Below are 19336 nucleotides of genomic sequence, written 5' to 3' on the forward strand. Positions count from 1 at the left end.
TTGCTCAAGTTTGAGGATACCGAAATGACTGTCTTGCCAGCAGCTTCCAACCGCTTTTCTCTTTCACCCAGATCATCATCAAACCCATATTGAGGCTGTTTGTGGTTTGATTTGTAAGCGAGAGGATTTCAGCTTTTACATTTTGTCTTACGATAGCCAGATCTTTCCCGTGGAATTCGATCGTTTGGTCACTCACTTCCCAGATTTGGTAGTCGGTGTTTTTAGCCTCAAAAACAGCTACAAACTCTTCCTGATTTTCAATCATCCCGGCAGAATGTCCGTAGCTGAGGTTTTCGGAAGTCAGATTACGAAGGGTTGCGGCATCTTCCGCCAATAAGGCGCTTCGAAATTTTTGAATTGTTGCCTCCAAGTCCCCCGCAGATTGGGCAGAAAGTGGAAGGGATAGGCAGAGAAATGAGAAAATCAATACAGCTGTTTTCATCGCAGGATTTGGCTTTGGGTTATTTCTTCTTTCCGGTAAAAGTACCTGAGGCCATCTCCGCCAGATTCACTTTGCCACTCATCTCTGTGGCTGAAGCAACTTTGCCATCGTAGGTGATCAAATTTCCCTGAATGGAAAATTCCAGGTGAATCACTCCGGCTTTCAAGGTGCCGGTGACCGGAGAATCGCCCAGCTGTCCAGTATAGGTCCCACTGAGCTTTTCCCCGTCTTGTTTCAGGACGAAGGTCGGAGATCCGCTTCCAGCATCAGTTTGCACAGTCATGATCCAAGTGCCAGAAATGTCGATTTTTTCTTGAGCCACTGTGCTTCCAGCCCAGCCAAAAAGGAATACAAATACGAATAGGATTTTAGTCATGGTATTTAGGGTTTAAATGCAGAAAAATTTAAGGAAAAATTTACTGGAAATAACACTCAGAATAGCGGTATTTGGTTTTTGGCTGAAGGAACCTGCACACCCTCCAGCATGAGCAGCTTCTTTTTGGCATCCAAGCCTCCGGCATATCCCACCAGACTTCCATCCGAACCGATAATCCGATGGCAGGGAATCAGGATTGAGAGGGCATTAGCACCGTTGGCAGAAGCCACGGCACGAATGGCATCGGGATTGCCCAAGTTTCGGCTCAGATCGAGGTAGGAAGCGGTTTTTCCAAAAGGGATGTCCTGAAGAGCTGCCCAAACAGTCTTTTGAAAAGGAGTTCCAACCAAGAGAAAGGGAATATCGAAAGTCTCGCGGTTTCGGTCAAAGTATTCCTTCAGTTGATGGATGGCATTGTCCAGAACTTCAGCTTCTCCGTCTTCAAATTCGGCTTTTAGACCGTTTTTGATTCGATCGTCGACAGCCTGCCGCATCTTTCGGTATTTCCAGTCGCAGAGGCAGAGCTGATTCTGATACGATCCCAGCACCAACTCACCCATGGGCGATTTGTAATTCTTAATTAAGATCTTTTCCATTGATGGGTAGAATTTTACCTCAGCTAGTTACCCGATTTTCTTTAAAATTAACCTAGTTTATTTAGGATCTACGACAGCTTCCGCCTCGATTTCTACCAAGTATTCCTCCCCGATTAAATCAGCTCTGACCATGGTGTTGGCGGGCTGAATCCCTGCAAAGCGCTGTCCATGTGCTCGGGATATGGGTTCCCACTGATCTGCATTTCGGATAAAAATCCGTGTCCGCACGATATCTTCCAGAGTTCCCCCCAGTGACTGAACGGCACCCTCGATTTTGTCCAAGATAAAATGGGTTTGCGCAGCTGGATCATTGCCTCCCATGGCTCTCGAACCCTGAGTTGCCGTCGTGCCCGAGACGAGGATTCGGTTGCCTTTTCGCACCGCTCTACTGAATCCTGCTATATCCTCCCAGATGGTCCCACTGAGTGCCTTGGTTCGTCCATCCGAACCTTCTTGGGTAGGATAGGGTGCCGGAAAACTCGCCACATGATGGCTCAGGTCACCGGATGCAGTAAGAAAAGGCGGCTTTCGGTATTCATCTCCGCAATCTCCGGGAATGGTGGTCAGAGTGTTCATGCTGGATTGAAGCAGCGCAAGATCTTCCTGATCCAGTTGGAAAGAGAATAGCTTTTGATTTTCCTCAATATGGGCACTTTGCCCCAATCTTGCACCGATGATTACTCCGCCGACAGCTGGTTGATTCATGATAAAATGACTGGCCACCGTGGCAATACCGACCTGATGCTTTTTGGCGATCTGATCCAAGGTCCGCAGGAGGTTTTGGAACTGATTCCAGCCACCTGCCGCATCGATAAATCGCTTGTACTTCATCTGTGACCAGGTCAGGGATTCATTCAGCAGAGGTTCGGGCTTGCCTAGCCACTTTTCTGAAAGAAATCCACCGCCCACTGTTCCAAAAGCCAGAAGCTTTACCCCATGCTTCAAGCAAAGCTCCGTCATCTGACCTGCAGCACGCTGATCCAAAAGGGAAAAACAAACTTGATTTGAAGCAATTTCGATCCCTGAATGGAGTACTATTCGCAAATGTGCCGTGTCAAAATTCGTCAGGCCGAGATGCTTGATCAGCCCTTCCTCTTTCAACTCCTGTAGCCAAAATAGGCTATCCACCCAGCTCGGATGGGAATATTGCCAGGCATGAAACTGCATCAGATCAATGGCGTCACTTTTCATTCGCGTGAGCGCAAGTTCGACCGCTTGGCGAACCTGATCTTTGGTGAGTCGATCGGGAGAGGGGACCCACTTCGTGAAAAGCTGAGCCGCTCCTTTGCCGTAAGTTTCACGAAAAACTCCCGCAATCTCCTCCGAGGAACCGTAATGATCCGCCATGTCAAAAGTCGTGAATCCGGCGTCCACGTAAGCTTTCATGGCCTTTGCCCCGGCGATGGGGTCGACTTTGTTGCCATCACGCTCCATATCCGCAATCTGCCAAAGTCCCGTCAAGGCCCGGGTGATGGTAAGTCCGGGTGCGAGTTCGGTATATTTTAAATGATTCATTGTATGAATAAGTAGATAAGCTTTTTTAATCCAGCAATCGAAATCTAAATGATTGAATTTAATTTGCCTTTGCTGTGGACTGTGGACTGTGGACTGTTGACTGTTGACTATTTTTTTACTCAGAAGGAAGTGTCGAAAATTGGGATTGGGTGTCCACGCCACTGGCTTTGAGTTTTTTCCATTGGAAAAAGAAAAGGAGCGAGGCAATTCCCATCACGATCAGCCAAACCGGTGTGGAATGGAAATACCAGGCGGAGGCTGTTGAATTCAGATCCTTAACTGTATGAATCACCAAAAATGCAGAAATCAACATGGTACCTCCCAATCCAATCAACACCTGAAGCGATCTGCGTTGAAAGATTTTGATTTGGCTTGCCAAAGCAGGATTCATTATTGGCAAAAGAAGCACGGAAATACACATCAGCAGGAAATTCACCAGCATCGAGGTGACCATGATGTCGATACCCAAGAAGAAATCTCCCGCAAAATGGCTTCCCAAAATCCCAATCGAGGAGATCACACCGCTGAGGATAATTGCCGCCTTCGGTGTCTGATGCTTGAGATGGAGCTGTGCCAAAGCTTTGGGGAAAATCCCGTCTTTTGCCCAAGAGAAAACCAATCTGGAAACAGAAAGAATCATCGCCGGAAGGTCATTGAGCAAGGCAATCGCTGCGCCCAGCAAGATCAAAACTCCTAAACTCGAAGGAAGCAAATAGCTGAGAATTCCTGCTGCGGTGATGTCTTTTTCCATCGCTTCCTGTGCCACAAACTGCCAAGGCACGGCATGATATACCGCATACGTGAAGCAGATGTAAAACAGTCCCACGCTCAAAATCGCCAAACCGATAGCTCTGGGTAGGTTTTTGGTTGGGTTTTTGGCCTCTCCTCCCGCCTGAGCTATCGAGTCAAACCCAATAAAACTCGAGAATAGAAGTGCTGCCGCAGATAAGAATGTCGGCCAACTGAATTCTGCCGGAATCAATTCCAGGGTTTTTCCCTCTTTCGCTGAAAGCGCCCCAATAAAATCCGAATGCTTAAAACTCAACCCAGCTACGATCACAATACCTCCCAAGACAAACATCAAAATCATGAGTGGAATCAGCGTTCGCTCGTAGAATTTGGCCCCGAGAACATTCACATAGACAAAGGTCCAAAGGAATGTCAACGCCAGACCAACCCGCAGCAAGGGGATTTCCAGATAGCCGGCAATAAGCTGCCAGTCAAGTGCCAATGCCACATCCCGGAAAAACGGAACCACCACATAGGCGATCACCCCGATCACGATCGACAGGCCAAACCACTGCGAAAAACTCGCTACAAAACCCACATAAGGATGAATCGCTCTACTGGCATAAAGGTAGGAACCTCCTGCTCTGGGCATCGCCGAAGCCAAAATCGAATAGGCCAAGGCAGCGAAAATCGCAGGCAGGGCAGCCAGCAGGAATGCAGGAAGCACATAGGGACCGATGCCGGGCACATTGCGCTGAATCATGAATGGGACAATGTAAATCGATGCTCCGATCATCGAACAGATGCCGGTCGCAGTCAAGCCAAGAAGTCCAAGTTGCCGAGTGGGTGTGGGGGAAGTAGCGCTCATTTCCTATCAAAGTAGGAAGATAGATAAAATCAGATTTTCTCCTGATTAAAAAATCTGAGTATCCGCCATTATGCACGAACCTATTGAAAAATCAGCTGTGATGGTGAATTTGAACAACTCCCCCTTTTTTGACAATATGGGAACATAAAGTTTAAAAATCTGCCTCTAGCACCAAACATCTGCAGCTTTGGTCGTCCGTTCCAATTGGTAAGGCAATTTAGGTTTTTGAACAAAAAGACTGAGGTATAAAATTGTTTGATATGATCTTTATCAGGAGATTCCCGAAATTATATATCCTATTTTGAGCAGATTTTGAAACTCCCACCTAAAGTTTTCAAACGGCTATGAATAACGCCATCTACCTCACGACTACCGAGCCCTTTTCCGGCAAATCTATTTACGCACTGGGACTGGTTAACCTTCTTGCAGGCAAGACAGACAAGATTTCTTATTTCAAACCCATCATTACCGTGGGAAAAAAGGAAAAGGATCGCAGGCTTACCCTCATCAAGGAGCATTTCAAGCTCACTCAGCCCTATGAGGATATGTATTCTTTTACCATACAAAAGGCCTTCAAGGAAATCAACCGTAACAACGAAGCCTACCTGATCGACACCATCATCGAGAAGTTTCAGCGGCTTCAAGAAAGCTCCGATTTTGTGGTGGTGGAGGGAACTGACTTTGCCGGCACAAGCAATAATGTGGAGTTTAATGGCAATGTGGCGATCGCCAAAAACCTCGGGATTCCGGCAGCGATCATCCTAAACTGTGGACATAAAACCGACTACGAAATCGTCGAGCAGGCGATTTCTACCATCAGCGCATTTACCAGTAGCGGGGTGCAGGTCTTGACCTTGGTGGCCAACAAGGTCGAACTCGGAAAAGAAGAAGAGCTGCTGGGTAAACTGGAATCTGCCCTGCCAAATGGAATCCTGATCAGCGTCATTCCTGTCCACCTCGAACTAAGCAATCCTACACTGGAGGAAATAAGGGAATCCATGGGCGCCAAAGTGCTTTTTGGGGAACATCTACTGACCAACCGCGTCGATCATGTGATCGTGGGTGCGATGCAGCTTCGCAATTTTCTCCAGCGGGTCAAAAACAACACACTAGTCATTACTCCCGGAGATCGGGGAGACATCATCATTGGTGCCTTGCAGGCCAATATTTCCAAGAACTTCGGAAAGATCGCCGGCTTGGTTTTGTCAGGAGGCATGCTGCCGGAGGATTCCATCGTGCAACTGGTGGAAGGTTTGGAGACCGTGGTGCCGATTCTTCAGGTGGAGGAAGCCACTTTTGAAGTTGTTACCGAAATCAGCAATATCAAGGCGCGAATCTCTGCAGATGACAAAGAGAAAATTGCGATCGGCATCCGACTTTTTGAGCAGGCTGTGGATGAAAAGGCACTGACGGATAAGCTGGTGGCATTTCACTCTGATGTCCTTACGCCTCGCATGTTCCAATACCAGCTCGTCAAGCGTGCCAAATCCCACAAAAAGCATATTGTCCTGCCAGAAGGGGATGATGATCGAATCCTAATGGCTGCAGATCAATTGATCAAGCAGGGTGTAGTGGATTTGACCATTTTGGGAAACAAAGAATCAATTCAACTGGCTGTCCATCGGCTAAACCTCACTCTGGATCTGAATGCTATCCAAATCGATGCTCCAGTCAGTTCCCTGAGATTTGAAGAGTATGCTCAGACTCTTTTTGAGCTGCGCAAAAGCAAGGGCCTGACCATCGAAATGGCTCGGGATCTGATGCTTGACGTCTCATACTTTGGGACCATGATGGTGTACAAAGGTCACGCCGACGGAATGGTCAGCGGGGCAGTGCATACGACACAACATACCATCCGGCCAGCACTGCAGTTTGTGAAGACCAAGCCGGGAGTTTCGACCGTTTCCTCTGTGTTTTTTATGTGTCTGCCCAATCGGGTTTCGGTGTTTGGTGATTGCGCTGTGGTGCCAAATCCAAGTTCGGAACAGTTGGCCGACATTGCCATCTCCTCGGCAGAATCTGCAAAGATGTTGGGTATCGAACCCAAAATCGCCATGCTTTCCTATTCTTCAGGTTCATCGGGAGAAGGAGAAGATGTGGAAAAGGTTCGGAAGGCAACCGAACTGGTCAAATCCCGACGTCCGGACCTGAAAGTAGAAGGTCCAATCCAGTACGATGCGGCTGTTGATCCGGAAGTGGGTAGAAAGAAGATCCCAAATTCAGAAGTGGCTGGGCAAGCCAGTGTCTTGATTTTCCCGGATCTGAATACCGGTAACAATACCTACAAGGCCGTACAGCGGGAAACCGGCGCCATCGCCATAGGTCCTATGCTACAAGGTCTCAACAAACCGGTCAATGACCTCAGTCGGGGCTGCACGGTGGTCGATGTGTTCAATACCGTGGTGATCACGGCTATCCAAGCGCAAGAAAATTGAGTATTGAATCCCCCTGCCCCCTTGATAAGGGGGAGTTGCTCCAAGAGAACCTCAACCTTTAATTCAAGAAATTAAACCTTTTAAAATGGTCAATCTTTGCATTTCGCTTTGAAGTTCACGATTAGCCAATTCCCCCTTTCTAAGGGGGTTAGGGGGATTTTAAAACCTACAAAGCTCAATAATCTAAATCCATGAACATCTTCGTCATCAACTCCGGCTCTAGCTCGATCAAATACCAACTTATAGCCATGCCCGAGGCAAAAGTGATCTGTACGGGTTTGGTCGATCGGATAGGTTTGGAAGGCTCCAAGATCGAATACAAGGCATTTTTACCTTCAGGGGAAATCAAGCGAATCGAGGAAAAACAAATTCCTGATCATGCCGCTGGACTGAAAGCTGTAGCGGAATTTCTGACAGATCCTGAAGTCGGTGTCATCTCCGATCCCGATCAGGTCCACATGGTTGGCCATCGGGTGGTGCATGGGGGAGAGCGCTTTTCCAAAACCCAACTGATCACAGCGGAAGCCAAAGCAAAAATCAAAGAGCTTTTCCCCTTGGCACCGCTGCACAATCCTGCCAATTACCTGGGGATTGAGGTGGCAGAGGGCATTTTTGCCAAAGCAAAACAAGTCGCTGTTTTTGATACTGCCTTTCATCAGACCATGCCTGAGGTGGCTTACCGTATGGCAATTCCCAATGAATTTTATTACACCCATGGTATCCGTGCCTATGGCTTTCATGGGACAAGTCACAAGTACGTATCGGAGCAGGCAATTGCTTTTTTGGCGAAAGCCGACTCTAAAATCATCACCATCCACCTCGGAAATGGCTGCAGCATGGCAGCCGTCCGGGACGGTAAATGCATCGATTCCAGCATGGGTCTGGGGCCCATGAATGGCCTGATCATGGGAACACGGGCTGGAGACGTTGACCAGTCTGTGATTTTTCATTTGGTCAATCAACTGGGCTATACTCTCGAGGAAGTCAATGCCATTCTCAACAAGAAAAGCGGAATGCTAGGTCTGACAGGATTTAGCGACATGCGGGATATCCAAAAGCAATACGATCAGGGCGAGAAATCGGCAATTCTCGCATACGATATGTATGCCTACCATATCCGGAAATACATCGGTTCTTTTGCTGCCGTGCTGAATGGGCTGGATGCCATCATCTTTACAGCAGGGGTAGGGGAGAATGATGCGTTGACACGGAAACTGGTCTGCCAGGACATGGACTTTCTGGGTATTCGCTTGGATGAATCCAAAAATCAATCCCGGCAAAAAGGCATACAGGAGATCAATGCAGCCGACTCTAAGGTCAAAATTCTGGTCATCCCTACCAACGAGGAATTGGAGATTGCCAAGCAGTGCTTTGAGTTGGTGGGAGAGTAAAAGGCTGACGCTTTCTTGCAAAATCTTCTTTTGTAACCTGACTTTTCGTTGAAAAATATGGGATTGACGGCTAACCTGTTGGTCTAATTTTTTCTATTGTCACATTTTGATACAATAAGAAATTTGCATTACTTGGCAGAAAAATGAATCGACTATGATGCGTCAATGGGCACTATTTTTCTTTTTTATGTTTTCGGCTGGGCTTGGTTTTTCCAAAACTGACACCCTGGAAATCAAGAATTCCAAAACTTCAAAAATCCATCAGGCAGTCGTCGTCACGCCTGCGTCTTATGACTCAGGGTCAAAGCGCTATTCGACGATTTACCTCCTTCATGGAGGGGTGGGCAAGTTTTCCGATTGGACCAAGCAGATCGCTGACAAAGCCTTGATTCAGAAATTAGCTGACCAATATGACTTTATCATCGTTATGCCTGAGGGCGAGCAATTCAGTTATTACTTGGATAGTCCGGTCCTTCCAGAGAGCCAGTTTGAAAGCTACATCTCCAAAGACGTGGTAGGGTATATCGATGCCAATTTCAGGACTATTGCCCAAAAAGAAGGCCGGGCAATCACGGGACTCTCCATGGGTGGCTTTGGTTCGCTGTACCTTGCGGCCCAGCATCCTGATCTGTTTGCCGCAGCGGGAAGTATGAGTGGCGCGATCAATCCGGACATGAAAGGATGGAAACTGCCAGCCGATGCCATGCAAAATATCGGAAATGCTTTCGCCGGAATTCTAGGCAGCAAAGAGGAGTTCCCAGAGCGCTATGAGCAGGTGAGCATCATCAATAAAATTGACATTTATAAAAGTCAGGGGATCCGACTGATTATTGATTGTGGGGTGGATGATTTTCTGATTGAACCCAACCGGGAACTACACCGCCGTATGGTCTTCGAAAAGGTTTCCCATGACTATACCGAGCGGGATGGGGGACATTCTTGGCGTTATTGGGAAAATGCACTTCCGCATCACATGTTATTTTTCTCAAAAGTGCTCAACTAGGCTGAAACAAGAGAATTGGCTAGAGATTTCTGGATTTTGACTGGAATACAAGTAGTTATTAAGTTTTCTAGTGTAAGCTGCTGACGGAATTTTGATTGGGATCTGCGGGGTTTTCAGTGAAAAGTATCTTCAAATTGAAGTTTGGCTTCCATTCTGTTCTGTTTTCGGACTGGGATGCAGAAAACCCAAATGCTGAAATTATATCCGTAGCTTTGCAAAAAAAACAGAAAGAGCACCCATGAAGCGGATCAACGAATACAAGAAACTTTTTAACGTGGAGGGTGCCATCGACCTGAAGCAGCTGAAGACCACCTATCGTACCCTGGTGAAAGAATGGCATCCTGACAAATTCCAAGAAGGTGACGAAAAGGCCAAAGAAGCAGAAGAGAAAAGTGCCAAAATCATTGACGGCTACCATTTTCTGGTAAGTATCGCTCCAGAAACCATCGCGGCCAATCTTGAAGAATATACCAAGACCATTACCCAATCCGGTATTGGAGATTTTCACTACAAGAATCAGGTACTTGAAATAACCTTTCTTGACGGCAATACCTACGAGTACTTTGGTGTGAGCAAAAATATCTACACCAAATTCCTGAATGCAGATAATGCCTATCGCTTTGCCAGACGGAATATCCTTAGCGATCACCTCTACCGAAAGTCGAAAAAGACATTGGAGACCGCTTAATCGTCAGTATCATTGAAATAAAAGAGAGCTGAAGGACATGTCCTTCAGCTCTCTTGTTTCCATCGAAGTCTAAGAGCCGACCTTAGGGCCCTCTGAAAAGTGGACTGATAAATCAATCTGCGATTTTTAGGGATTGAATCAGCTCATCTTCAAATTCGTATCGGTAGGTCAATACAATTGGGCTGCCGGGGAATGTGCCTGAAATTTCAGCTTTTAAGGTTTGATTAGCTTCTGAATATACCAGTGGAATCATCCTTACTTGGTATTCCCTGTTTGCCTTTTCGATCCAGGTTTTTATTTCAGTTTTGCCTTGATGGGTTTTCCCTTCGTCAAAGACTATTGCAGATTCGGTAAAACAATCTGCATAGGCTTGGCTGTCAAAATTGTTCTGGGCTTTGACAAGGTCTGTGATTACTGGTGGTAAGATCATAGTAATAGTTGTTTTGGTGAAAATTAACTTGTCGGAATTGTTCCGCCGTCGATGACATATTCTGTCCCTGTCAGATAATTGGCTCTTGGGGAAACCAGAAAGCCCAAAAACTCTGCGATATCCTCAGGTTGTGCCGGTCTCCCGATCGGAATTCCTCCCAATCCGTCCATTACACTTTGTGTTGCCTCTTCGAGGGTCATTTTGGAGGATTCAGCTATTCGTTCCATCATGGCCTTTGAGGAGGTGGTATTGATCCAACCTGGCGAAACAGTCAGGACCCGGACACCTTTGGGAGCAACTTCATTGGATAAGCCCTTGCTGTAATTGATCAAACCAGCTTTGGCTGAAGCATAGGGCAAGGTGGAATCATACAAGGGCAATCTGCCTTGGATGGAGGCAATGTGAATGATGACCCCGCTATGCCGCCGGATCATTTGCGGCAAAAAGCCTCTGTCCAACCGAACCGGGGCCAGCAGATTGGTCTGCCGTGAGTGCATCCAATCCGCCTCGGACAAGGCAGCATAGCCCCCGGCTTTCGTTTCAGATCCTCCTACATTACTTACTAAAATATCTAATCGCCCATATCTGCTCAGGATTTCATCCACCACTTTTTGGGTTCCTGAAGTTTGACTTAAATCTGCAGATATAAAGTGCTGGGTTTCGTTTTTTTGTTCAGGGTGATTTCTTGCAGTGATGATCACCGTGGCACCGGCTTTCTCCAGTCGATCGGCAATAGCTTTTCCAGCACCCTTGGTGCCCCCAGTGACCAGGGCAATTTTGCCTGATAATTCGTTATTGAAATTGAATTCCTGCTCCATAGATGAATTTGTTTTGTGCAAATTTTGGTCTTATGTGCAGTCTATACAAGTACGGTAAATCGATTCATATAGGGATAATTTTTTCTCCTATAGTCCATTTTGGTACATATATCTACCTTTGGTTAATGAAGGATAGAAAGATTCCCCTCAACCTGAACTGTGGCCTTGATTTGGCAGGCGAAGTCCTGTTTGGCAAATGGAAGATCCGTTTGCTTTGGTTTATCAATGAGGGACATCAGCGCCCCAGCGAGCTCCAGCGCAAAATTCCGGATGCTTCCCGAAGGGTCTTGAATATTCAGTTGAAAGAGTTGGAAGAACATGGATTGGTTTCTAAAGTCATTTACCCGGTAGTTCCTCCAAAAGTGGAATATTCTCTGACAGATTTTGGGATGACTCTGATTCCGGTAATTTCGGCATTGGGTAATTGGGCGGATGAACATGAGGCACTCTTGAAAGAGCGCATTTTGGGAGAAATATAATCCTGGTTTTTCAGGAAAAAGAAAACACACGAGGCTCATGGGGCTTCGTGTGTTTTCTGCATTTAAGTTTTTTGCAGGCCTGATCTGAAGGTTAGGCTTCATTGACTATTGACCACCGATCAGAATGGTGAATTAGGATTTGGCGAATTTCTCCAGCTCCAGATTAAATTTCTCGGCCTCCTCTACAAAGAGCGCATGACCGCTGTTTTCGAATCGGATAATGGAGGAGTTTTTGATTCCCTGATTGAGCTCTTCAGCCAGTGGAAATGGACACAATTTGTCCTGAGTGCCATGAAAGATTGCCACGGGAATAGTAATCTTGGCCAGTTCGGGTCGCAAGTCAAGATCCAATAAGGATTTGATGGATTCTGTCATGGCATAGGGAGAGGATTGAAGATTGATGTCCTCCAGCCATTTTTCCACGTTTTTGGAGATATTACCTTCTTTAGCCGGGAAAGCAGCACCAAATCCAGCGATCAAATCCTGTCTGGAGGTCATTGTTTGATCAACGAGTCCTAGGGCATCTGCTTCAGCAATGCCGTGTGGAGCACCTTCCCGTTGCTTCCAAGAAGGTGCAGCAGCGCCAAATAGAGCCAATTTGCTCACATGAGCAGCGTTGTATTTGGTCACGTAGTGGAGGACCACTGCTCCGCCCATTGAAAATCCACCCAAGACGGCATTTTCTATTTTCAGGGTTTCCAATACTGCTTTGATATCGTCTGAGAAAACATCAAAATCATACCTTCCAAATGGCTTGTCCGATTCTCCAAAGCCCCTCAGCGTAATACCAATTACTCGGAAGCCTTTCCGGCTGAGGTATTGGTATTGGTACTCGTACATCTCATCACTCAGCGGCCAGCCATGGATCAGGACGATGGGTTGTCCTTCACCCAGATCGGTCACGTGAAGTTTGACCCCTTGTTCCACCTCGATGTAGGCTGCCCGTCCGGCTGAGGCTGGGGTTCTTTTAGTTTGGGCCAAGAGGCTGCTACTGAAAAGGGCGAGAAATATTCCGATTGCAAAAATTGACTTTTTCATGTTTTTGTAGATTTAGCGGTCAGGTTTCTATGGTAGTTTGGGCAAAAGTGAAGCGAAAGTGCAATGGGAGCCGCCTTTCGCTTCATTTTTCACTTTTTTAGGAGTTGATAAATTCGAGAATGTCTGCGTTAATGGTAGCGGCCTCTGTGGTTGGCATGCCGTGGGAGAAACCCGGATAGATGATCAGTTTTCCGTTTTTCAGCAATTCTGCAGCTTTGACCGCTGTGGTTTTGTAAGGCACGATCTGGTCATCGTCTCCGTGTAGGACAAGCACCGGGATCGATACTCTTTTCAAATCTTCGGTGAAATCCGTCTCAGAAAATACCCGGATACAATCGTACTGTGCTTTGATTCCTCCCATCATCCCTTGTCTCCACCAGTTGTCCTGAATGCCTTTTTTGACTTCCACGCCTTCCCGGTTATAGCCAAAGAATGGAAAAGTGATGTCCTGGTAGAATTGCGCCCGATTGTGTTGGGTATTGTGACGGATATCATCGAACACCGCCAATGGTACTCCTTCAGGATTTTTTTCGTCGGCGATCATGTATGGGGTGATGGCGCTGATCAAGACTACCTTAGCCACACGGTCTTGGCCGTATTGGGCAGCGTACCGGATCGCCTCACCACCACCGGTGGAGTGACCTACGTGAATCACATTTTTTAGGTCTAAGTGAGCCACCAGTTCGGCTACATCCGCTGCATAGGTATCCATGTCATTTCCTTGAAAGGTCTGGGTAGATCGGCCATGGCCCCGTCTGTCATGGGCGATGACTCTGAATCCTTTTTCCAGGAAAAACATCAGCTGTGCATCCCAATCGTCTGATGACAAAGGCCATCCATGGTGAAAGAAAATTGCTTGGCCAGTGCCTAAATCTTTGAAATAAATCTCTGTGCCGTCTTTTACTGTGAGCTTGTTCATAATTACTTGATGTTTGATAGTGAATAATAATTTGTTGAAGCAAAGTTGGGGCGAATAGCCAGGGGCAACAATGGACGGTTTTCGCTTTGGATTGTACTTTTTTCCCTTTTCGCTCAGGATGAGCTTTTTTCCAAGTGGGCACGCAGCATCCACGCTGCTTTTTCATGATCCTGCATCAAGCCAGTGACAAAATCACTTGTCCCGAGATCCTCCTGTTCATTTGCAAAAAATGTAATCTGGATTCGGAGATTGCGGATGATGGTTTCGTGATCAGCGAGCAAACTGGCGATAATGCTGGTGCTGTGGAACCCGTCGAATTTTTCGTCTTTGAGAGCTGTATTTGCCAGCGTTTCGCCTAGCGTACTTGGAACAAAGTGCCCCAGTGTCCTGATTTTCTCAGCCACTGAATCAATGATTTCATCGAGTTGGGTGTACTGCGTTTCAAATAAGTGGTGTTTGTCGATGAAGTCACTTCCAATGACATTCCAATGTGCATTTCTGGTTTTCGTATAGAGTACGATTTCGTCGGCAAGTATGCGAATAAGCTCTTTTGCCACCGTAGCCCGATTGATCTCTGGAAGTCCGATATTCATGTGGTTTAAGTATTTGGTTGCGCTGGAAATTGGTTTGACTGGATTGCTCAGGGTCTAAAAGAATCCATCAGAAGGTTTTGAAATCACAGGCTTGCGACGGGGTACTTAAGAAATGAGATGCTGGGGATTAATAGCCGCCAATCCCAGTGATTTTGATTCAAAAATGCAGCTCAGGAGTGCGCCAAAACGATGACAAAAGGCAAAAAAAAAAGTAGACAAATGTCTACCCAGTTGATAAAAAAGTTAGTTAGGATTAGTTGTTGAGGCCTTGTTTCCTGATCCGGCTCAGGGTATCCTTGGTGATTCCTATGTAGGAAGCGATGACATATTGAGGGAAGCGCCGCAGGATCTCGGGGTATTCCAGGGCAAAATCAGCATAGCGCCTTTCAGCGCTGTGGCTGATGGCTGAGGTAATTCTTTTTTGCGTAGCGATATTATTGCTTTCATCCATTTTTCGCATCATTTCCGCTAGGGATGGGAATAATTGGGATAATTTCACCACATCTTGGTAGCTGATCATCAGGAGTTCGGAATTTTCCCAGGCATCGATGGTATATCGGGATGGGGAGAGTTTGACCCAGCTTTCCCGATCTCCCACCCACCAATTTTCTATAGCTAACTGTACAACATGCTCCATGCCTTTTTCATCAACATAATACTGTCGCATGGCACCCTTGAGGACAAAAGCAAAATACCTGCAGACATCCCCTTCCTGCAGAAAGTATTGCTTCTTTCGCAGGCGCTTATAGGTAAAGTGGCTTTTTATAAGCTCAAAATCTTCTTCTGAAACAGCAATCGAAGAATATTTTCTGATGTAGTGGAACAAAGCCTCCATAGGATTGAATTGGGATTCCAAAGATAACCTAGAATTGCTTCCTGAAGGAAAGAGGTGTCAGACCGCTGTGCTTTTGGAAGAACCTGACAAAATAAGCATCATCCTCATAATTTAGGTTGTAGGCGATCTCTTTGACCGTCATCTGTGTATGTGCCAAGAGACGTTTGCTCTCCAGAATTATCCTGTTCTTGATGATGTCATTCGGGGTACTTTTACTGATAAGCCCGATTTTTTTGCTTAGGTTTTTTGGCGTCACACAGAGCATCTCCGCATAGTCTGCCACGGTATGGTGGGTTTTGTAGTGCAGCTCCACCAACTTGCTAAACTTCCTCAAAAACTGCACATCTGATTGTTGATGAGTTTCTGCCAGTTGATGTTGCTGCTTCCAGATCCGCGAGGACTTCAAGATGATCAGTTTCAGTAAAATGCGGAGCATCTCTTCTGTACTTGGGTCTTCATTTGCCATCTCATCCTGAATGTCCTGAATGATTTTTTGGATTTCACTGGATTGGTATTCATCCAGAGTGATGAAGGGGATCTCGAAGACATTGTTATACAAAATTCCATCACAGGCCACCTCCTGATCGTGAATCTCTATGCAATAGAAATCCCTGTTGAAATAGATCAATAGGCCATCTTTAGTCTCACAGGGTTTCATCACCACCCGGGGATTGATGAAGAGCAAAGCATCAGATTCCATCTTGAACTCTTGAAAATCCACCTGAATTATGGCTTGATCCGGGATAAACAGGATTTTGATGTGTTCGTCGAGCGTACTAAGCAAACCGTCCTCAAGTTTCTTTTTGCTGAAAGACAAAGTTCCGAATTGCTTGAATGAAAATTCTTTGAGCATGTGATCAAGTTGGGAAAAATGAATGATTTGTCTTGAGAAAAACTACATGGGATTTTACCAAAATTAAAGCCAATACCTCGCAATCTTCTTCCAGGGATTTAGTTTGCCCAAACAAATTCGTAGAAATAAGTCTGTTGATAGCCTTGGGTAGAAAAAGGAATTTGATTTCAATTGGCGCTTTTCTGATGATTTGGGCCATTGGCTAGGTCAGGAAAAAAACACAAAACCCCTGCTGCCAAGGGTTTTGTGGAGTCAATTGGATCAGGGCTCAGTTTCCCGAAGAAAACAAGCGTTGTTTTAACTCTGGAAAACGGAGGATCGCCGTGATCCAAAGTAGGATTTGGACTGCAACTGCCATGCCTATAGGTTCCTGATGGAGCAGATGGGTGACAATGGCTCCGCCCATGTAGGCGATCAGCAAAAGACTCCCCAAAATGCCGGTTCTGGGAAAAATAAATAGGATCAAAGATGCGATTTCTATGATTCCGATTACTAGAAAGGTATTGGGGTCCATCCCGAAAGAAGCTGCTTGAGCAAGTGCTATTTCATTTTGGGATAGTTTCATAAAAGCACTCATCGTGAATAGCAGGGCAAGAATACCGGTCAGCACCCAAGCGATAATTTTGATTGTTTTTTGTGACATGATTTTTAGGTTTAATTCGGAAGCAAACTTCTGGATTAATGCTATACCTTTGTTATCTGTTACAAAAAGGATAGTACTTACATAAAGAATAGTATATGAGCGCTCATACGGTAGAAAGTTGTGCCAAAGCGAAATTGGCGATCCGAGATACGCTGGATGTGGTGGGTGGAAAGTGGAAGTTGGTATTGGTTTCGGTTTTGCGAAGCGGCAAAAAAGGATTCAATGAATTAGCCAGAGAGGCTGGCATATCTCCGCGCATTCTCTCTAAAGAATTGCAGGAATTGGAAATGAACGGTTTGGTGAGTCGTCAGGTGTGCAATACCAAGCCAGTCACAGTACAGTATGAACTCACGGAATACTGCTACACCCTAAATGAAGTCTTGTTTGCCATGGAAAAATGGGGCAATGCGCACAGGCAAAAAATTTTTTCGGAGGTGTAAGTCGAGTTTGGAGGGGGAATGATTTTGGCTTTACGATTTCTTTATTCTCTTACTTCGGGTGATTTGGGTGACCGATCCATCAGAATGGATGATGGTTCGGGTCTTTCCTTTTTTAATTTTAAAGGTTTCTGTTCCGGTATTTGGATTGATCAGCACCTGATGTGTTTTGCCATGCTTGACTAGTACGGTATGTGTCCCATTGGAATTGACGATCACTCGGGTATCCCCATGGTCAATCACCTGGGAATGGGTCCCGTCGGAATTGATAATGGTTTTGTTGGTGTCCGAACCCACCATGATTGAGTGGGTACCATCCGGATTGACAATTACCTTATGTTTCCCGTGATCATGCACCACCGAGTGGGTGCCATCTGGATTGACAATGACCGTCTGGGCAAAGAGTCCGGTACTCAGTAAGGCAAGAAAAATCGTCAGTAAGTTCTTCATAGTTAGTTTGTACTGGATAAATGGGGGAAAGGTTCCGGGAGTTTTTTAGCATCTATCCATAGCCCAGCTTTTCAAAGCTGGGTTAAATAAATAGCGCAGAACACCAGCGCTGGAGCAGAAAGTTGATTTGAAAATAAAAGCCAATTCCAGCGCAATGGAAAGGGTTGTCAGATTACTAATTGTATTTGGTATTGTGGAATCGAAGCCCGTTCATTTTGCGAAACAGGTTTGGTGGGTACTAAACTCCAGCCTAACCAGAACTTAATTTCTCAAATTTTTTCAATTACTTTCCACTATGAAAAATCTCATCCTTTTCCTCTTCTTTTTCCCTTCGGCCACCGGGATTTTTGCTCAGCAAGATTCTCAAAAACAAGCGCTTCAAGCAATCCTCAAGGGTCAACTGAATCAGGATATTCCTGGAATTCTATTCTCAGTTCAATCTGGAGATGGGCAAATCCACTGGTCAGGCGCCTCGGGTGTTTCGGATCGGGTAAGTGGCCGAGAGTTAAGCCATGACCAGACTTTTCGGATCGCCAGCGTGACTAAAACATTTGTTGCAGCTTCAATTTTGAGACTTTGGGAAGAAGGGAAACTCAGTTTGGATGATCCGATTTCCAAGTACCTCACACCTGAACATGCACAAATCCTCCAACAGGATTATGATTTGGAAAAAATCAGCATCCTTCAAGTCCTCAGGCACAATGCCGGGTTTTTTGATCATACGCATGCACCGGTTTTCTTCGAAAAAGTCCTTCAACCCGGAGGGCATGAATGGACCCGAACCGAGCAATTGAAGCTCTGCGTGGAAGCAGGCGAACCCATAGGTGCTCCCAGTGAAAAATTCAGTTACTCCGATACAGGATACATCATTCTCGGAGAAATTATAGAAAATATCGTAGGGAAATCCTTGGGGCTTGCAATTCCAGAAATTCTCGATTTTGAAAATCTGGGACTGGAACACACCGCTTTTGAAGGATTGAACCCGCAAGTGGATCAGGCAAGAATCCACCAGTATCTTCAAGGACAGGACACCTATTCCTTTCATCCAAGCATGGATTACTTTGGGGGAGGAGGATTGCTTTCCACAACCGAAGACCTGAGTCAATTCTTTTTGGCCTTGTTTCATGGGAAAGTTTTTAAAAACACAGGCACCTTGGAGCTGATGCTTCAACCCGTGGAATATGCCACTGCTCCGAGGATGGATTATCGAATCGGCATTTACCAGATTGAAGTCAATGGCCTGAAAGCCTTTACCCATGCCGGATTTTGGGGAACCCAGGTTGTCTATTTTCCAAGTTTGGATCTGGCCATGGCGACGAATTACAGCCAAATCTGGAAAGGGAGAGTTCCTCCGGTCTTTGCTCAAGCCTTGACTGCTTTGGAAATGGAAAAGTAATGTTGTGGCTTTTGAGTTTGCTAAGGATATAAAAATAGCAATGGCAATCCGCCGATGACTATCGAGGATCAAGGAACCGGGCATCCATCCATAGCCCAGCCTTTCAAGGCTGGGTTAAATAAATTGCGTGGAACGCCAGCGCTGGACCAGGATGTTGAATTGAAAAGAAAAGCCGATTCCAGCGCAATGGAATAGGTTTTCGGGTAATAAATCCTTGTGTAGGGCCTCGAAATTACAAATTTCGAGGAGCTGATCTTGAAATTGCTCCCGATTGCTATCATGGATTGAGGAACCGGCAATCCATCCATAGCCCAGCCTTTCAAGGCTGGGTTAAATAAATTGCGGGGAACGCCAGCGCTGGAGTAGGATGTTGATTAGAAAAGAAAAGCTGATTCCAGCGCA

At 46.0% G+C, this 19336-nt stretch carries 21 protein-coding genes; 7 read left to right on the forward strand and 14 right to left on the reverse strand.

What is annotated here, in order from left to right:
- Window positions 1-4 precede the first annotated feature (4 nt).
- The 5 genes from DK188_RS16270 to DK188_RS16290 all read right to left on the reverse strand — a co-directional run bounded on the left by DK188_RS16270 (window position 5) and on the right by DK188_RS16290 (window position 4526).
- Window positions 5-442, reverse strand: coding sequence for a nuclear transport factor 2 family protein (locus DK188_RS16270; RefSeq protein WP_111671893.1), 438 nt, complete (start codon window positions 440-442; stop codon window positions 5-7).
- A 19-nt stretch (window positions 443-461) separates the two neighbouring features.
- Entirely contained in the window at window positions 462-818 is a 357-nt protein-coding gene (locus DK188_RS16275; protein ID WP_111671894.1) for a hypothetical protein, read from the reverse strand.
- Between the two features lie 56 nt (window positions 819-874).
- Window positions 875-1414: a methylated-DNA--[protein]-cysteine S-methyltransferase gene (locus DK188_RS16280; RefSeq protein ID WP_111671895.1), complete on the reverse strand. Its 540-nt coding sequence runs from the start codon at window positions 1412-1414 to the stop codon at window positions 875-877.
- Between the two features lie 57 nt (window positions 1415-1471).
- The gene (locus DK188_RS16285) at window positions 1472-2929 is read right to left on the reverse strand and encodes an aldo/keto reductase (RefSeq protein WP_111671896.1); all 1458 of its coding nucleotides are present in this window, start codon (window positions 2927-2929) and stop codon (window positions 1472-1474) included.
- 115 nt (window positions 2930-3044) lie between these two features.
- The gene (locus tag DK188_RS16290) at window positions 3045-4526 is read right to left on the reverse strand and encodes an APC family permease (RefSeq protein ID WP_111671897.1); all 1482 of its coding nucleotides are present in this window, start codon (window positions 4524-4526) and stop codon (window positions 3045-3047) included.
- 344 nt (window positions 4527-4870) lie between these two features.
- On the opposite strand from DK188_RS16290, the gene pta reads away from it, so the two are divergent.
- The 4 genes from pta to DK188_RS16310 all read left to right on the forward strand — a co-directional run bounded on the left by pta (window position 4871) and on the right by DK188_RS16310 (window position 10043).
- Window positions 4871-6961: a phosphate acetyltransferase gene (gene pta, locus DK188_RS16295; RefSeq protein WP_111671898.1), complete on the forward strand. Its 2091-nt coding sequence runs from the start codon at window positions 4871-4873 to the stop codon at window positions 6959-6961.
- A 191-nt stretch (window positions 6962-7152) separates the two neighbouring features.
- Window positions 7153-8352, forward strand: coding sequence for an acetate/propionate family kinase (locus tag DK188_RS16300; RefSeq protein ID WP_111671899.1), 1200 nt, complete (start codon window positions 7153-7155; stop codon window positions 8350-8352).
- Between the two features lie 154 nt (window positions 8353-8506).
- Window positions 8507-9355 (forward strand): alpha/beta hydrolase, encoded by an 849-nt coding sequence (locus DK188_RS16305; RefSeq protein WP_111671900.1) that lies wholly within the window; start codon window positions 8507-8509, stop codon window positions 9353-9355.
- Between the two features lie 238 nt (window positions 9356-9593).
- On the forward strand, window positions 9594-10043 hold the full coding sequence (locus tag DK188_RS16310; protein WP_111671901.1) for a KTSC domain-containing protein: 450 nt from the start codon (window positions 9594-9596) through the stop codon (window positions 10041-10043).
- Between the two features lie 112 nt (window positions 10044-10155).
- Here the strand turns inward: DK188_RS16310 and DK188_RS16315 are convergent, their stop codons facing one another.
- Together DK188_RS16315 and DK188_RS16320 are read right to left on the reverse strand one after the other, a co-directional pair.
- The gene (locus DK188_RS16315) at window positions 10156-10473 is read right to left on the reverse strand and encodes a nuclear transport factor 2 family protein (RefSeq protein WP_111671902.1); all 318 of its coding nucleotides are present in this window, start codon (window positions 10471-10473) and stop codon (window positions 10156-10158) included.
- A 23-nt stretch (window positions 10474-10496) separates the two neighbouring features.
- Window positions 10497-11291, reverse strand: a complete 795-nt coding sequence (locus DK188_RS16320; protein ID WP_111671903.1) for an SDR family oxidoreductase — start codon at window positions 11289-11291, stop codon at window positions 10497-10499.
- A 125-nt stretch (window positions 11292-11416) separates the two neighbouring features.
- Here DK188_RS16320 and DK188_RS16325 point away from each other — a divergent pair, with 125 nt between their 5' ends.
- Window positions 11417-11770 (forward strand): winged helix-turn-helix transcriptional regulator, encoded by a 354-nt coding sequence (locus DK188_RS16325; protein WP_111671904.1) that lies wholly within the window; start codon window positions 11417-11419, stop codon window positions 11768-11770.
- 132 nt (window positions 11771-11902) lie between these two features.
- On the opposite strand, the gene DK188_RS16330 is transcribed toward DK188_RS16325, so the two are convergent.
- The 6 genes from DK188_RS16330 to DK188_RS16360 form a co-directional block, all read right to left on the reverse strand.
- Window positions 11903-12808, reverse strand: a complete 906-nt coding sequence (locus tag DK188_RS16330) for an alpha/beta fold hydrolase (protein WP_111671905.1) — start codon at window positions 12806-12808, stop codon at window positions 11903-11905.
- A 97-nt stretch (window positions 12809-12905) separates the two neighbouring features.
- On the reverse strand, window positions 12906-13727 hold the full coding sequence (locus DK188_RS16335) for an alpha/beta fold hydrolase (RefSeq protein WP_111671925.1): 822 nt from the start codon (window positions 13725-13727) through the stop codon (window positions 12906-12908).
- Between the two features lie 113 nt (window positions 13728-13840).
- Complete coding sequence (locus DK188_RS16340) at window positions 13841-14320, reverse strand: Dps family protein (protein ID WP_111671906.1); 480 nt, start codon at window positions 14318-14320, stop codon at window positions 13841-13843.
- Window positions 14321-14573: 253 nt separating this feature from the next.
- Window positions 14574-15155 carry a Crp/Fnr family transcriptional regulator gene (locus DK188_RS16345; RefSeq protein ID WP_111671907.1) on the reverse strand — a complete coding sequence of 194 codons (582 nt, stop codon included), beginning with the start codon at window positions 15153-15155 and terminating at the stop codon, window positions 14574-14576.
- Between the two features lie 28 nt (window positions 15156-15183).
- Window positions 15184-16008 (reverse strand): helix-turn-helix domain-containing protein, encoded by an 825-nt coding sequence (locus tag DK188_RS16350; RefSeq protein ID WP_111671908.1) that lies wholly within the window; start codon window positions 16006-16008, stop codon window positions 15184-15186.
- A gap of 268 nt (window positions 16009-16276) precedes the next feature.
- Window positions 16277-16651: a DoxX family protein gene (locus DK188_RS16360; RefSeq protein WP_111671910.1), complete on the reverse strand. Its 375-nt coding sequence runs from the start codon at window positions 16649-16651 to the stop codon at window positions 16277-16279.
- 95 nt (window positions 16652-16746) lie between these two features.
- Between DK188_RS16360 and DK188_RS16365 the strand changes: the two genes are divergently transcribed.
- The gene (locus DK188_RS16365; RefSeq protein ID WP_111671911.1) at window positions 16747-17091 is read left to right on the forward strand and encodes a winged helix-turn-helix transcriptional regulator; all 345 of its coding nucleotides are present in this window, start codon (window positions 16747-16749) and stop codon (window positions 17089-17091) included.
- A 30-nt stretch (window positions 17092-17121) separates the two neighbouring features.
- On the opposite strand, the gene DK188_RS16370 is transcribed toward DK188_RS16365, so the two are convergent.
- Entirely contained in the window at window positions 17122-17538 is a 417-nt protein-coding gene (locus DK188_RS16370) for a hypothetical protein (RefSeq protein WP_111671912.1), read from the reverse strand.
- Between the two features lie 295 nt (window positions 17539-17833).
- On the opposite strand from DK188_RS16370, the gene DK188_RS16375 reads away from it, so the two are divergent.
- Window positions 17834-18934, forward strand: coding sequence for a serine hydrolase domain-containing protein (locus tag DK188_RS16375; RefSeq protein ID WP_111671913.1), 1101 nt, complete (start codon window positions 17834-17836; stop codon window positions 18932-18934).
- Window positions 18935-19336 lie beyond the last annotated feature (402 nt).

Origin of the sequence: Algoriphagus litoralis (assembly GCF_003259255.1) — a bacterium.
Taxonomy (GTDB): domain Bacteria; phylum Bacteroidota; class Bacteroidia; order Cytophagales; family Cyclobacteriaceae; genus Algoriphagus; species Algoriphagus litoralis.

Coding starts and splice junctions, on each gene's coding strand:
- DK188_RS16270 (WP_111671893.1), bottom strand. CDS start 442: ATGAAAACAGCTGTATTGATTTTCTCATTTCTCTGCCTATCCCTTCCA.
- DK188_RS16275 (WP_111671894.1), bottom strand. CDS start 818: ATGACTAAAATCCTATTCGTATTTGTATTCCTTTTTGGCTGGGCTGGA.
- DK188_RS16280 (WP_111671895.1), bottom strand. CDS start 1,414: ATGGAAAAGATCTTAATTAAGAATTACAAATCGCCCATGGGTGAGTTG.
- DK188_RS16285 (WP_111671896.1), bottom strand. CDS start 2,929: ATGAATCATTTAAAATATACCGAACTCGCACCCGGACTTACCATCACC.
- DK188_RS16290 (WP_111671897.1), bottom strand. CDS start 4,526: ATGAGCGCTACTTCCCCCACACCCACTCGGCAACTTGGACTTCTTGGC.
- pta (WP_111671898.1), top strand. CDS start 4,871: ATGAATAACGCCATCTACCTCACGACTACCGAGCCCTTTTCCGGCAAA.
- DK188_RS16300 (WP_111671899.1), top strand. CDS start 7,153: ATGAACATCTTCGTCATCAACTCCGGCTCTAGCTCGATCAAATACCAA.
- DK188_RS16305 (WP_111671900.1), top strand. CDS start 8,507: ATGATGCGTCAATGGGCACTATTTTTCTTTTTTATGTTTTCGGCTGGG.
- DK188_RS16310 (WP_111671901.1), top strand. CDS start 9,594: ATGAAGCGGATCAACGAATACAAGAAACTTTTTAACGTGGAGGGTGCC.
- DK188_RS16315 (WP_111671902.1), bottom strand. CDS start 10,473: ATGATCTTACCACCAGTAATCACAGACCTTGTCAAAGCCCAGAACAAT.
- DK188_RS16320 (WP_111671903.1), bottom strand. CDS start 11,291: ATGGAGCAGGAATTCAATTTCAATAACGAATTATCAGGCAAAATTGCC.
- DK188_RS16325 (WP_111671904.1), top strand. CDS start 11,417: ATGAAGGATAGAAAGATTCCCCTCAACCTGAACTGTGGCCTTGATTTG.
- DK188_RS16330 (WP_111671905.1), bottom strand. CDS start 12,808: ATGAAAAAGTCAATTTTTGCAATCGGAATATTTCTCGCCCTTTTCAGT.
- DK188_RS16335 (WP_111671925.1), bottom strand. CDS start 13,727: ATGAACAAGCTCACAGTAAAAGACGGCACAGAGATTTATTTCAAAGAT.
- DK188_RS16340 (WP_111671906.1), bottom strand. CDS start 14,320: ATGAATATCGGACTTCCAGAGATCAATCGGGCTACGGTGGCAAAAGAG.
- DK188_RS16345 (WP_111671907.1), bottom strand. CDS start 15,155: ATGGAGGCTTTGTTCCACTACATCAGAAAATATTCTTCGATTGCTGTT.
- DK188_RS16350 (WP_111671908.1), bottom strand. CDS start 16,008: ATGCTCAAAGAATTTTCATTCAAGCAATTCGGAACTTTGTCTTTCAGC.
- DK188_RS16360 (WP_111671910.1), bottom strand. CDS start 16,651: ATGTCACAAAAAACAATCAAAATTATCGCTTGGGTGCTGACCGGTATT.
- DK188_RS16365 (WP_111671911.1), top strand. CDS start 16,747: ATGAGCGCTCATACGGTAGAAAGTTGTGCCAAAGCGAAATTGGCGATC.
- DK188_RS16370 (WP_111671912.1), bottom strand. CDS start 17,538: ATGAAGAACTTACTGACGATTTTTCTTGCCTTACTGAGTACCGGACTC.
- DK188_RS16375 (WP_111671913.1), top strand. CDS start 17,834: ATGAAAAATCTCATCCTTTTCCTCTTCTTTTTCCCTTCGGCCACCGGG.